Source organism: Streptomyces sp. DT190 (genome assembly GCF_049846985.1).
In the GTDB taxonomy this organism is placed as follows: domain Bacteria; phylum Actinomycetota; class Actinomycetes; order Streptomycetales; family Streptomycetaceae; genus Streptomyces.
This window is the reverse complement of record NZ_JBNCNM010000012.1, coordinates 103,852-117,160: the sequence shown is the minus strand read 5'-3', so window position 1 is coordinate 117,160 and position 13,309 is coordinate 103,852. Positions and strand designations below refer to the sequence as shown.

At 73.8% G+C, this 13,309-nt stretch carries 8 protein-coding genes; 1 reads left to right on the top strand and 7 read right to left on the bottom strand.

The genetic code is table 11. From position 1 onward, the window contains the following. Nucleotides 1-92: 92 nt before the first annotated feature. Complete coding sequence (locus tag ACPXCS_RS21790) at nucleotides 93-1,229, bottom strand: hypothetical protein (protein WP_425948455.1); 1,137 nt, start codon at nucleotides 1,227-1,229, stop codon at nucleotides 93-95. A gap of 214 nt (nucleotides 1,230-1,443) precedes the next feature. On the opposite strand from ACPXCS_RS21790, the gene ACPXCS_RS21785 reads away from it, so the two are divergent. Then, on the top strand, nucleotides 1,444-2,424 hold the full coding sequence (locus tag ACPXCS_RS21785) for an LAETG motif-containing sortase-dependent surface protein (RefSeq protein WP_425948456.1): 981 nt from the start codon (nucleotides 1,444-1,446) through the stop codon (nucleotides 2,422-2,424). Between the two features lie 107 nt (nucleotides 2,425-2,531). On the opposite strand, the gene ACPXCS_RS21780 is transcribed toward ACPXCS_RS21785, so the two are convergent. The 6 genes from ACPXCS_RS21780 to ACPXCS_RS21755 form a co-directional block, all read right to left on the bottom strand. Beyond that, complete coding sequence (locus ACPXCS_RS21780; RefSeq protein ID WP_425948457.1) at nucleotides 2,532-4,319, bottom strand: GMC family oxidoreductase N-terminal domain-containing protein; 1,788 nt, start codon at nucleotides 4,317-4,319, stop codon at nucleotides 2,532-2,534. Between the two features lie 54 nt (nucleotides 4,320-4,373). Beyond that, nucleotides 4,374-6,011 carry a succinic semialdehyde dehydrogenase gene (locus ACPXCS_RS21775; RefSeq protein WP_425948458.1) on the bottom strand — a complete coding sequence of 546 codons (1,638 nt, stop codon included), beginning with the start codon at nucleotides 6,009-6,011 and terminating at the stop codon, nucleotides 4,374-4,376. 136 nt (nucleotides 6,012-6,147) lie between these two features. Continuing rightward, complete coding sequence (locus ACPXCS_RS21770; RefSeq protein WP_425948460.1) at nucleotides 6,148-8,094, bottom strand: serine/threonine-protein kinase; 1,947 nt, start codon at nucleotides 8,092-8,094, stop codon at nucleotides 6,148-6,150. Nucleotides 8,095-8,152: 58 nt separating this feature from the next. Further along, nucleotides 8,153-9,805, bottom strand: coding sequence for a serine/threonine-protein kinase (locus tag ACPXCS_RS21765; protein ID WP_425948461.1), 1,653 nt, complete (start codon nucleotides 9,803-9,805; stop codon nucleotides 8,153-8,155). A gap of 93 nt (nucleotides 9,806-9,898) precedes the next feature. Next, the gene (locus ACPXCS_RS21760) at nucleotides 9,899-11,119 is read right to left on the bottom strand and encodes a serine/threonine-protein kinase (protein WP_425948463.1); all 1,221 of its coding nucleotides are present in this window, start codon (nucleotides 11,117-11,119) and stop codon (nucleotides 9,899-9,901) included. A 92-nt stretch (nucleotides 11,120-11,211) separates the two neighbouring features. Then, nucleotides 11,212-13,188: a protein kinase domain-containing protein gene (locus tag ACPXCS_RS21755; protein ID WP_425948465.1), complete on the bottom strand. Its 1,977-nt coding sequence runs from the start codon at nucleotides 13,186-13,188 to the stop codon at nucleotides 11,212-11,214. Nucleotides 13,189-13,309 lie beyond the last annotated feature (121 nt).

Genomic DNA, 13,309 nt, shown 5'->3' with positions numbered 1-13,309 from the left:
CCGCCCCGCGGGGCCCTTCGCTCTGCGCGTCCGCCTCCACCTTCGCCTTGGCTCTGCGCGTCCGCCTCCGCGCCGCGCCCTCCGGCCGCCGGTCAGGTGCGCGTCACCGTCCCGCAGGGGCCGCCCTCGTCGATGCCCCGGCTGCGGTCGTAGGGGTCGATCTTCGGGCCCGTGGGCTCGCGGCCCCGGTCGTCGTCGGACCCGAACCGCGGGTGCAGGTAGCCGTCGTGGACGTCGCAGGCGGAATTGCCGATCTCCTCGTCGTACTTCTTGACGCTGAGCCGGCCCGGGGTGACCCGGTAGCGGGTGGGGTCGGGGAGCTCGACGTCGATGACCCGCCGCACGATGGTGCGGGCGACCTCGGGGCGTCCGTCGGCGCGGGTGACCGGGTAGACGAAGGTGTAGTCGGCGTGCACCACCACGCCCGCCCGCGAGCCCTGCTCGAAGGTCATACGGCCGCGCGTCTTGACGACGTCGCCGACCGGCCGGATCTCGTCGGGGTCGAACCGGCTGAACATCGTCAGGGGGTCGTTCCGCTCGCTCGGGGAGCGCAGGGCGGTGTCCAGGTCGTCGAGCAGCTCCGGCTGCTTCGGGTCGAGCACGGCGAACGCGGCCTCGGGACGGGCGCCGCGCACCGTCCGCGGATCGAGGTTGGCGGCCACCAGCAGCCGCTTGGTCAGCTCCAGCGCCTGGGCGACGCGTTCTTCCGGGACCGGGCCGACGGCCTTCGCCTCGGGCAGCACGATGCCGGCCTCGCCGTCGGCCCAGCGCAGGGCCGGGGAGCCGGCGAACGGCTCGTCCAGGGTGGGGGTCCGCGGCGCCGACCCGGCGGGCGGCGCGGTCGGCGCCGCCGTCTCGGCGGGCAGCGGGGAGGCCGCGGCGGCCCCCGGTCCGTCCGAGCCGAAGGGGTCGCCGGGCAGCAGGGAGGGCTTGAGGGCCACCAGCACCACGGCGGCGGCGACCGGCACCCCGAGCACGGCCCACAGCTTGCGGCGCCGCCCCACGCGCCGGTTCGCCTCCAGCGGGTCGGGGCCGGTGCGCCAGCCGGGAGGCAGTTCGCCCCGCTCCTCCTGCCGGCGCAGCCGCTCGGTCACCATGCGCGCCCGCGCGGACGGCTCCTTCGGGGCCGAGGCACGGATGTCCCGCTCGGTGTCGCGGGTGAACTGTTCCCAGACGTCGTCGGGGATTTCCGAGGCCGACGGTTGATCGTCGGACGGCTTTTCAGACACGAGCCATAGATCTAAGCGGGTGGAAAGCGCCTTCACAAGAAGGTTCCCGCTGTGACGCAGCCCACATAAGAATTCTGTGAATGCCGACGCAACCTTTCACAGGTTTCACGGATCAAACCTGCCGAACCAAGGGCCACTCCCGCGCCCCACACGCGGAGGCCTCCCCCAACGTTCGTACCGCACCCCGCGGTACGCCGGACTTTCCGAGGTCTTCATGAAGCTTCGCCGCGCCATGGCAGCAGCGGCCGCCACGGCGGTCATAGCCCCGGTGGCACTGCTCGCGGCACCGGCCGCGTACGCGACCGACGAAACCACGCCCACGCCGAGCGCGTCGGTGAGCGAGTCCGCTCCCGAGACGTCTCCCTCGCCGTCGGCGTCCGAGACCACGCCCGAGACCTCGCCGTCGCCCAGCACGTCCGTGAGCGAGTCCGCGCCCGAGACGTCGAGCTCGCCGAGCGCGTCCGCGACCGAGTCCTCCCCGTCGCCCTCGACGTCGGAGCCCGAGGAGTCGGAGTCCCCCGACCCCGAGCCCTCGATCTGCGAGGACACCAAGGTCGACGTCAGCATCTCCGGCCTGCCCGGCAAGATCGCGGCGGGCAGCGGCTGGCACAAGTTCTCGCTGAACGTGCTGAACAACTCCGACTCGACGCTGAACGACCTCGACTTCTTCGCCGGGGCCTCCCCCGACAAGAACGGCGAGGAGCTGTTCTCCAGCAAGCAGGTCCAGCTCCAGGCCTGGGACCCCCAGGACAAGATCTGGGTCGACCTCAACGAGGGCGGCTACGCGGTCGGTTACGTCGGTTACACCGACGAGCTGCAGCCCGAGTACGAGGTCAACATCCCGCTGCGCCTCAACGTGAGCAAGTCCGCCCCGGTCGGCGCCGGCTTCTCGCTCGGCGCGACGATCTACGGCGACAACGACGCCGAGTGCACCGGCTTCGGTGACGTGTCGTACAAGTTCCAGATCGTCTCCGCCGGTACGGACACCGGTGGCACCAAGCCGCAGGAAGGCGGCAAGGCGCCCGTCACCGACGAGAAGCCCAGCGGCAACACGCCGGAGGTCACCGGCAGCCTCGCCGAGACCGGCTCCAGCTCCGCCCTGCCGATGATCAGCCTGGTCGGCGGTGCCGCGGTCGTCGCCGGTGCCGGTGCGATCTTCGTGGTCCGTCGCCGCAAGGCCGGCGTCGAGGCGTAAGCGCCACAGCGGCCGTCCGGCCGCCGCGCCACAAGCAGAAGAGGGACCTGCGCTCGGAGGGGGGCGCAGGTCCCTCTTCCGTGTGCCCGTGCGGGCTCCGGATGCGGCTACTTCCTGGGAGGTACGGCCGGCATCCCGAGGAACGGCAGCCGCAGGGCCCCGAAGGCCTCCGCCGGGACCGCCGGGGACTTCGGCTCGACCGGCTTCAACCGCTCGTAGGCGGCGCCCTGCTGCGGGCGCGGGTCGGGCTCGCCCTTGTTGGGCCAGAACGACATGGCCCGCTCGGCCTGGGCCGTGATGGTGAGCGACGGGTTCACACCCAGGTTGGCGGAGACCGCGGCGCCGTCCACGACGGAGATGCCCGGGTGGCCGTAGAGGCGGTGGTACGGGTCGATCACGCCGGTCTCGCGGGAGTCGCCGATGGGGCAGCCGCCCAGGAAGTGCGCGGTGAGCGGAGTGCCCATCAGCTCGCCGACGTTGGAGCCGGCGAAGCCGTTGATCTCGGCGGCGAGTGCCGAGGCGCTCTCGCTGGCCGCCTTGATCTGCTTCGGGTTGGGGGCGCCGTGGCCCTGGCGTGCGGTGAGCAGGCCGCGGCCCACCCCCGACGGCTTCAGGTACGTCGTCAGGGAGTTGTCCAGCGACTGCATCACCAGGCCGATGATGGTCCGCTCCGACCAGCGGCGGTTGGACAGCGAGCGCAGCACGAGGACGGGGTGGCGGGCCGCGTGGCCGAGGAAGCCCAGGACCCGTGAGGTGCCCGAGTTCCGCCCGGAGAAGGGGACCTGCAGGATGGACAGGCTGCCCATCGAGTTGGAGCCCTTGCCGTAGCGGACCGGCTCGACGTGGGTGTTGGCGTCGGGATGGATCGAGGACGTGATGGCCACGCCGCGCGTGAAGTCGGCCCTGGGCGCGCCGTGGGCCTTGCGGTAGCGCCGGTCGTCGGTCTGCGCGCCGACCAGGGCCTCGGAGTTGGTGCGGGTCAGCTCGCCCAGCCGGTCCGAGAGGTGCGGCAGCTGGCCTCCGGCCTTCATGCGGTGCAGGAGCGTCTGGGTGCCGTACGTGCCGGCGGCGAGGACGACGTGGCGGGCCGTGTAGGTGCGGCCCTCGGCCTTGCGGCGGCCGTCGGTGGGCAGGGTGGCGACCGCGTAGCCGCCGCGCGAGTCGTCGGTGACCGAGACGACCGTGGTCAGGGGATGGACGACCGCGCCGGCCTTCTCGGCCAGGTGCAGGTAGTTCTCGTTGAGGGTGTTCTTCGCGCCGTGGCGGCAGCCGGTCATGCACTCGCCGCACTCCGCGCAGGCCTTGCGGGCCGGGCCCACCCCGCCGAAGTAGGGGTCGGGCACCTCCTGGCCGGGCTTCGCCCTGACCGAGCCGTCGGCGTCCCGGCCGTCGCCGAAGAAGACGCCGACGGGGGCGAGGTGGAAGGTGTCGCCGCAGCCCATCCGCTCGGCGGCGGCCTTCAGGTGCACGTCGGAGGGCGTCATGGTCGGGTTGGTCCGGACGCCCAGCATGCGGCGGGCCTGGTCGTAGTAGGGCGTGAGCTCGTCCTGCCAGTCGGTGATGTCACGCCACTGGGGGTCCTCGAAGAACTGCTTCGGGGGGACGTAGAGGGTGTTGGCGTAGTTGAGGGAGCCGCCGCCGACGCCCGCGCCCGCCAGGACCATGACGTTGCCCAGCAGGTGGATGCGCTGGATGCCGTACATGCCGAGCTTGGGGGCCCAGAGGTAGTTCTTCAGGTCCCAGGAGTTCTTCGGGAGGGTCTCGCGGGTGAAGCGGCGGCCTGCCTCCAGGACACCTACGCGGTAGCCCTTCTCGGTGAGGCGCAGGGCGGTCACCGAGCCGCCGAAGCCGGAACCTACGACGATGACGTCGTAGTCGTGAGTGTCCTGAGGCACGTGTTCTCCTCGTCGAGTGTCCGTGCGGGGTCGCGAAGGGGCGTCTGCCGGTGCCTACCGGAACCCGAACGCCTTCATCAGGCGCAGGCTCCGGCTCATGAACCGGGCGTACTTCTCGTCGTCCATGCCCAGGGACGGGGCCATCGGCAGGACCCGCTGGTGGGCGACCGTCTGGGCCTCCGTGTACTTGAGGATGCCCTCGGAGCCGTGGCGCCGGCCGAGGCCGGAGTCCTTCATGCCGCCCATGGGCGACTGGACGCTGCCGTAGGCGGGCGCGTAGCCCTCGTTGATGTTGACCGTGCCGGTGCGCAGGCGGGCGGCGACCTCCTGGCCGCGGCGGCCGCTCTTCGTCCACACCGAGGAGTTGAGGCCGTACGCGGTGGCGTTGGCGCGCTCGATCGCCTCGTCCTCGCTGCTGAAGCGGTAGACCGAGACGACCGGGCCGAAGGTCTCCTCCGCGCACACGGACATGTCCGTGCCGACTTCGTCGAGGATGGTGGGCTCGAAGAAGTAGGGGCCGATGTCGGGCCGGGCCACACCGCCCGCCACCACCTTCGCGCCCTTCGCGACGGCCTCCGCCACGTGCCGCGTGACGGTCTCCAGTTGGCGCTCGCCGACCAGGGAGCCCATGTCGGCCCCGTACGCCAGGGACGTGCCGAGGCGCATCGCCCTGGTCCGGGCGGCGAAGCGCTCCAGGAAGGCGTCCGCGATCGACTCGTGGACGAAGAGCCGTTCGATGGAGATGCACAGCTGGCCGGCGGAGGAGAAGCAGGCGCGGACGGCACCGGCCGCGGCCTTCTCCACGTCGGCGTCCTCCAGCACCAGCATGGCGTTCTTGCCGCCGAGTTCGAGGGAGACCCCGACCAGCCGGGCGGCGGCGCCCTGGGCGACCTCGCGGCCGGTGCGGGTGGAGCCGGTGAAGGAGACGTAGTCGGCGTGGCGGACCACCTCGGGGCCGACGACCGGACCCTCGCCGAGGACGACCTGGAAGACCTCGGCGGGCAGGCCGGCCTCGATGAGCAGGTCGCGGGCCCACAGGGCGGTCAGGCAGGTCTCCGTGTCGGGCTTCATGACGACCGCGTTGCCCGCGACGAAGGCCGGGAGCGCGTCGCCGACGGAGAGTTCGAGGGGGTAGTTCCAGGGGGCGATCTGGCCCACCACACCGCGTGCGTGCCGCCGTTCGACGACCTTCGTCAGGGCCGGGACGGCGCCGGCGTGCCGCTTGGGGCGGAGGTAGGACGGGGCCTTGCGGCCGTAGTGCCGGGCGGCGACCGCGACGGCCTGGACCTCCTCGTGGGCGTGCAGACGGGCCTTGCCGGTCTCCAGCTGGATCAGGTCCAGCACCTCGCCCTGACGCTCCAGCAGCAGGTCGTGGAAGCGGAGCAGGACGGCGGCGCGCTGCCGTACGGGCGTGCGCTCCCAGACCGGCTGGGCGGTCCGGGCCAGGGCGAAGGCCTCGGCCACGTCCTCGGGCGTCGCCTCGGGGAGGTCGGCCAGCTTCTCACCGGTGAACGGCGTGTGGTTGGCCGTCCGGCCGGAGCCGACCACGCCCTTGGTGAGCTGGGCCACCAGCTCGGGCGTCACCACGTCGGCGGCGGTGCGGGCGCCCTCCGGTGCGGGGGCGAGGGGGTTCGTACCGGTCTGTGCCGGGCCGGTCTCTGCCGTCTTCTCGGCGGCCTGCGCGTCCGTCATGAGCCGCAGAGTATGCCTCGACGGAGGCTTTGGGTACCCGTCGGTAATGCGGCTTCACCGACTGCACACACGGTGCCAGTGATCGCTGGCAACAAACGCCCTGATCAGGGCGTTGTGCGATGGCTCGGGAAGTGGTTCAGCCCTTCACGATCCCGAGCCGGTCCCGGGCGCCCTCGAACAGGGCGACGCCCGCACGCTCTTCGGGCGTGCCCGCCGGCATGTCGACGCGCAGTTCGTACATGCGGTCGCCGTCGGCGCGGATCAGCACCCGCAGGGCCCGCCGGGGCTGCTCGCCCCGGTGGTAGGCGGTGTCGGCGAGGGCGGCTGCGTGACCCTGGACGCCGGTGCGGGAGTAGTGCGTCTCTCCCCCGGCCTCGGGTGTCTTCCTGGCCTGTGCCATCGGGGAGCCGGGCGCCCGTTCCCAGAACCGGAGACGGACCTGGACCGAGCCGCCCCGGTCGTCGTCGCCGTACAGCGCCGTGCGGGGCCCGCCGGTGCCGTCGCCGGTCCGCTCGAGGAGGTGGAAACGGCGCGGGAGGTACAGGACGGCGGCCAGGTCCGGCTCGGGGTGCGGGGTCCAGGCGTCGGTGGTGGCGGGGGTGTCGGCGCTGCCGGTGGTGTCGGTTGCGTCCGCGGCGTGTTCGGCGGACCCGGTGGTTCCGGCGGTCTCGGTGGTCTCGGCGCTGCTGGTGCCGGCGAGATGGGTGGCAGCGCCCGCGCCGCCGGCGAGCAGCGCGCCGAGCAGGGCGAGGGGGCCGGGGCGGAGGAGGGTGCGGCGTCTGGCGAGCGCGGGGGCGGAGGCGGGCTCCCGGTCCCCGGGATGGGGCGCGGCTTCCCTCTCCGTGAGGGTCGCTCCTGGGGGCACGGTCGTCGCCTGCCGCCCCCGGACGGACGGTGTCGTCGTCTGCGCCAGGGGCGGTATCGCCTCCGGCTCCGCGGGCGGTACGGGTGTCTGCGGCTTGGCCGGTACGGGTTCCTGCCCCGCAGCCGAGACGGGTTCCCGCCGCACAGCAGGTACGGGTTCCTGGCGCGCAGCCGGTGTCAGCTGCCGCCGAGCTGCCGCTGCCGCCTCGGTCTCCTGCCGAACCGCCCGTTCGCGTGCGGGCGGCTCGTGGGTCCCGGCGGCCGGTCCCGCCACCGCCTCCAGTTCCTTCGCGACCTCCTCGGCGTCCGGCCGCTGTTCGGGGTCCGGCACCAGCAGCCGTCCGATGAGCGGCCCGAGCGGTCCGGCGCGTCGCGGCTCGGCGGAGCCGGCGGGTTCGGCAGGTGCGGCACGTCCGGCGCGTTCGGCGCGTTCGGCGCGTTCGGCGGTGAGGAGCGCGGAGGACGTGCCCTGCGAGATGGCCCGCCGGGACGGGGACGCGCCCTCCACGGCGGTGTACAGCAGCACGCCCAGGGACCACAGGTCGGACGCGGGCCCGGCGATGCGGCCCGACATCCGCTCGGGTGCGACCCATGCGGGCGGCTCGGTGAACTCCTCGCCGGAGGAGGGCGATTCGTCGCCCTGGGCGGGCGAGGTGCCGAAGTCGGTGAGCACGACCCGGCCGCCCTCGGCGATCAGCACGTTGGACGGTTTCACGTCCCGGTGCACGATGCCCACGGAGTGCGCCGTGCGCAGGGCGCCGAGCAGGGCGAGGCCGATCCGGGCGGCTTCGGGCGGGTCGACCGGGCCGCGGCGGAGCGTGTCGCGCAGGGACTCGCCCGGCACCAACTCCATGACGATCCAGGGGAGTCCGTCGAGCAGCTCCGTCGCGTCGAGCTCGTCGGGACCTTGCGGGCGCGGGCGCTGGTCCGGCTGCTCGGCCTCCACGACGACGTCGAGGATGGTGACCGCGGCGGGATGGTCGACCCGGGCGGCGGCACGGGCCTCGCGATGCAGCCGGTGGGCCGCCCGCCGGTGCTCCTCACCCTCCGGGTCGCCGGGCAACCGGGGCTGTTTGACGGCGACTTCACGCCGTTCGAGCTCGTCGAAGGCCCGCCAGACCGTACCGGAGCCGCCGGAGCCGATGCGCTCCATGAGCCGGTACCGCCCGCCGACCAGCCGGCCCTGGTCGGCGTCTGCCTCGCCCCCGTCGTTCCTCATGCCCCATCAGTACCCTGCGGGGCGCGACTATGTCGACGCGGGGCGGACCGGGGCCGGTTCAGGTCCCTTCGATGTCCAGATGCGCGATCGCCGTGCGCGCCACCTCACGCCCGCGGTCGGTGAAGTCGCCCTTGCCCGGGTAGCTGACGGTGAGTTTGTACATGTCGCCGCCGGGCTTCTGGACGTAGAAGATCCGGAGTTCGCGGGGAAGCGGGTTCTGGTTGTCGTCGGTGTCGTACCTGACGGTGTTCTCCGCCGCCTTCTCGCCCCGGTACGTGGTCTCCGCGGGCTGCGTGCGGGGGTTCTCCGGCATGTCCAGCTCGTAGCTGCCGCTCTCCTTGAAGCCGGTGTCGTCGTCGTACATCTCGGCGGCCGCCGAGCCGGCGATGGTGCGCCCGGTGTCCTGCGCCTTCCTGTCCAGGGACAGGCCGATCCAGACGCTGCCGCTCCAGTCGCTGTACACGACCCGGGGTCCCCGGTTCGGCTCCGGGTCCGGCACGGTCCGCCGGTAGTCGACCGGAACCGCCAGCGCGGCCCCGAGTTCCTTCTCCTGGCGGACCTGCCAGCCGTCGGGCAGCGGCCCGGCGAACGGGTTCGCGAGCACCAGGAACGCCGTCACCGCCACCGCCAGGGCCGCCGCGCCGAGGCCGATCCAGGCCGTGCGGCCGAGCCGGATACCTCTTCGTCCGCCACCGCCGTCGCCCGTGACCTGCACGATCCGCGTGGGCTGTGCGGCGGGCGGGTGCGCGGCCGCCTCCAGCAGCGCCCGCACCCGTGCGGCGTCCGGACGCCGGGCCGGGTCCTTGTGCAGCAGGCCGTTGATCGCTTCGGCGAGCGGGCCGGGGGCGGAGGCGGGCGGTGCGGGCGTGGCGTTGAGGACGGACTGCAGGGTGGCCGGGGTGTTGCTGCGGCGGAACGGCGAGACGCCCTCCGTCGCCGCGTACAGCACGACGCCCAGGGACCACAGGTCGCTTGCCGGGCCGGGGCGCTGGCCCAGCACGCGCTCGGGCGCGATGTACTCGGGCGAGCCGACGAAACCGCCGGTGTCGGTCAGGCTGGTCTCGCCCTCGATCCGGGCGATGCCGAAGTCGGTGAGGACCACCCGGTCGTACCGGCCGAGCAGCACGTTGTCCGGTTTCACGTCGCGGTGCAGGATGCCCGCCGCGTGCGCGGCCTCCAGCGCGCCGAGCACCTCCAGGCCGATCCGGGCCGCCTCGCGCGCGGACAGGGTGCCCTCCTGGAGCGCGTCGCCGAGCGAACGGCCCTGGACCAGCTCCATCACGATCCACGGCTGCCCGTCCACGACCGCGACGTCGTGGACGTCGACGACCGCCGGGTGATCGAGCCGGGCGGCGGCCCGGGCCTCGCGGCGCATCCGCTCGAAGACGTTGGCACGTTCGCGTTCGGGAAGATGGTCCGGGACGCGGGGCTCCTTGACGGCGACCTCCCGGTCCACCGTCTCGTCCTGGGCCCGCCACACCGTGCCCATCCCGCCGTGCCCGAGCCTGCCGATGAGCCGGTAGCGTCCGGCGATGAGGCGCCCGGCCCCGGGGTCCTCAGCCGTCACCGCGGCGGCGGCCACCCGGGGCGGCACCACCTGGGTGGGCGTCGCGTACGGGTTGCCCGGTACCGGCGCCTGCGGCTGAGGTGGTTGCAGTGCGAAACTCGTCGGCTCGTCGGCCCCGGATCGGGCTCCCCCGTCGCTGCTCATGGGTTCATCCATATCGCGCCAGGCCCACCCGTATCCACCACGGACGCGAGCCGGTCACAGACCCGTGACTTCACGCCGAGCCTTATGACCCTTTTACGGTGCTTCGGGGTCCGTCGACCGGCTCGCGGTGAGCGTGGGGGCGGGGGCCGGGGCGGGGGCACTCCGGGTGGCGGGGGACTCGGCCGTGGGCGTCCCGCGGGCCGAAGAGGCCGAAGGGGTGGTCGGGGTGACGCCGTCTCCGTTGCTCTCGTCGCGCAACAGGGCCGCCGCGGACACCCCAGCCCCGGCCACCGCGGCGACCAGCAGCGCGGCCACCAGCACACGCCGGGTGGGCTGCCGCATGAAGGGCTCCTCCCGCTGCCGCGGGCCGGCCGGACCCGCCGGTGGCCCCGGCGACTGCCCGTCGGCGGCGGCCCGCGGCTGTCCGGGCGGCGCGTCCCGCACCGTCGGCGCGTACCCGGGCGGTGGTGACAGCGGCGTCCGGCCCGTCGCGCGGTAGGCCCGCAGCATCCGCTCCGCCCGGTCCGCGTCCAGCCGCCGGTCCGGGTCACGTTCCAGCAGGCCCTGGACGACGGGCAGGAGCGGCCCGGCCTGCGGCGGTGGCTGGATGTCGCCGACGACGACCGCGTGCAGGATCCCGCCCAGCGAGTCGCGGTGGAACGGCGACTCCCCGCTGAGGGCCGCGCACAGCAGCGCGCCCAGCGACCACAGATCCGACTCGGGCCCGGTCCTGACCCCCGACATCCGCTCGGGCGCGGTGTACTCGGGCGAGCCGACGAAGGAACCGCTCTCGGTGAGCGTGGGAGCGCCCTGGACCTGGGCGATGCCGAAGTCCGTGAGGACGACCCGGTCGGTGCCCTCCTCCAGCAGCACGTTCTCGGGCTTGAGGTCCCGGTGCAGGACCCCGGCCGCGTGCGCGGCGCGCAGGGCGCCGAGCAGGTCGATGCCGATGCGCGCGGCCTCGGCGGCGTCGACCGGGCCCCGGCCCGCGAGCCGGTCGGCGAGCGAGCCGCCCTCGATCAACTCCATGACGATGTAGGGGCGTTCGTCGTCCACGACGACGTCGTGGACCACGATGATGTGCGGGTGGCTCAGCTGGGCCACCGCCCGGGCCTCGCGCAGTGTGCGGTCCCGCTGGCGGCGCGCCTCCGCGGCCGAGAGCGACTCGTCGTGGGGGAGCTCCTTGACGGCCACGCCCCGGCCGAGCAGCTGGTCCGTCGCCCGCCAGACCACGCCCATGCCCCCGCGCCCGAGCCTCTCCTCGAGCCGGTAACGGCCCGCGACGACACGCATGTTGTGCCCCTCGGTCCCCATGCGGCCATCATGCCCCACCGGACCGGACCGCTCCGGGGCCGTGTCTCGCGCGTGGCCGAAACAGACGGCCCCGGGTCAGAGGCCGCACCGCCTCAGGAGGTCTTCTCCTGCCACCCCTGCAACAGCGCGGTGAACTGCTTGCGCGCCGTCGCCCAGTCCGCCGCGGGAGCCGACATGTAGAGGGCGTACTCGGTACCGTCGCGGGCGACGTACGTCTCCTCGATGGCCCGGCGCGGCCCCGGGAAGGGGGTGTCCTTCGCCCGCGCGGTCCAGGTGTACTCCCACAGGGCACCTTCCCGGTCGCGGTAGACGTTGCGCTCCAGCGTGACCCGCCGGTAGTCGGCCAGCCCCTGCAACTGCTGTTCCAGGTCCAGCTGGTGGGCGTAGGGGTCGGCGAAGTCCGGGGAGGTGTCGACGGCGATCCTGACGAACTGCCGTCCGCCGTCCGGCGTGTAGTCGATCTGCCGGAGCTCGCCCTGGGGGCCGAAGGGCTTGCGCTGCCAGCCCTTGGGCAGGTAGAGGCTGAAACCCGCGGGGTCGTCGCGGCGGGTCCAGCCGTCCGGGACCGAACTCCCGGCCTTCTGCGTGCCCGTGGGACCCACGGAGCCGGACGCGGCGCCCGGCGTGCGCCGGCTGTCGTCCCACTGTTGCAGGACGACGGCCGTGCCCCCGCCGATGACGGCCGCGAGCGCGACGACGAGGGCGACGGTGCGTAGCCTGCGGCGCCGTCCCGACGGGGCCGGCCGCCCCGGGCCGGGCTGCCCTCCGCCGCCGTGCCGTCCCGCGCCGTGCTGCCCCGTGGCGTAGGGCCGCGGCGCGCCGTACGCCGTGGCCGCGCCGTACACCGGTGTCCCGCCGTGAGCCGGTGCCCCGCCGTGGGCCGGTGCCCCGCCGTGCGGCCGGCCCGCGGTCTGCTGCTGATGCGGGCCGTACGCGTGCGGGCCGGTCGGCATCGGGCCCGTGGTCCTCGGCCCGGCCGCGGCGGGTCCGGTCGTCGGCGTACCGGCCACGGGGGTGCCGGAGTTCGGCGTTCCGGTCGCCGGGGTACCGGCCAGCGGCGGCAGGGGCGCCCGGGTGTGCGAACCCGATCCGGCCGGACCGGAACCCGCCCGGCCGATGCCGTTCGAACCGGTGCCGGCCGCACCGCCGGCTGCCGTGCCGCCGGCTGCCGTGCCCGTGCCGCTGTCACCCTCCCGGTACGGCTGCGGCGTCCCCCCGTACTGCGTCGGCACATACGCCTGCGCCCCGCTCGGCCGGCGCCCTTCCGCCGCCTCGGCCAGCATCTGCTCGGCCTCGGACGGGTCGGGCCGGGTGGCGGGGTCCTTGCGCAGCAGGGCGCTGATGACGGGCGCGAGCGGACCGGCGTACCGGGTCTCGGCGGCCTCCTCCTCGACCACGGCCTGCATGGTGGTCAGCGGTGTGGTGCGGCGGAACGGCGAGCGCCCCTCCACGGCCGTGTAGAGCGTCGCGCCGAGTGCCCACAGGTCGGAGGACGGGCCCGGGTCGTGGCCGCGGACCCGCTCGGGTGCCAGGTAGTCGACCGAGCCGACGACCTCACCGGTCCGCGTGATGGTCGTGTCACCCTCGATCTGGGCGATGCCGAAGTCGGTGAGCAGGACCCGTCCGTCGCGCCCGAGCAGGACGTTGCCCGGCTTGATGTCGCGGTGCAGGACACCGGCGGTGTGCGCGGCGCGCAGGGCCCGCAGCACCCACAGGCCGATGCGCGCCGCCTCGCGCGGCTCGACGCGCCCCTCCTCCTTGACCGCGTCGGCCAGTGAGCGGCCTTCGACCAGCTCCATCACGATCCAGGGGCGCCCGTCGTGCTCCAGCACGTCGTGCACGGTGACGACCGCCGAGTGGTTGATCCGGGCGGCGGCCCTGGCCTCGGCCCGGGTGCGGGCCAGCAGGACGGCCTGCTCGCTCTCGGAGACGTAGAGGGCGGCCGTCAACTCCTTGATGGCCACCGACCGGTGCAGCACCTCGTCATGCGCACGCCACACCCGGCCCATCCCGCCGCTGCCGATGGCGTCGGCCAGCCGGTAACGGCCCGCGACGAGCTGGCCCTGCATCTGATTCACGTTGCCCCGCAATGGTCTTGACAGGGTCAGCGTAAGGACCCGCCCCGCGCCAGGGAACAAGCGGGGTGCCACGGTGACCGCACTGTGACGGTTGTCGCCTGCCGGGACGGCA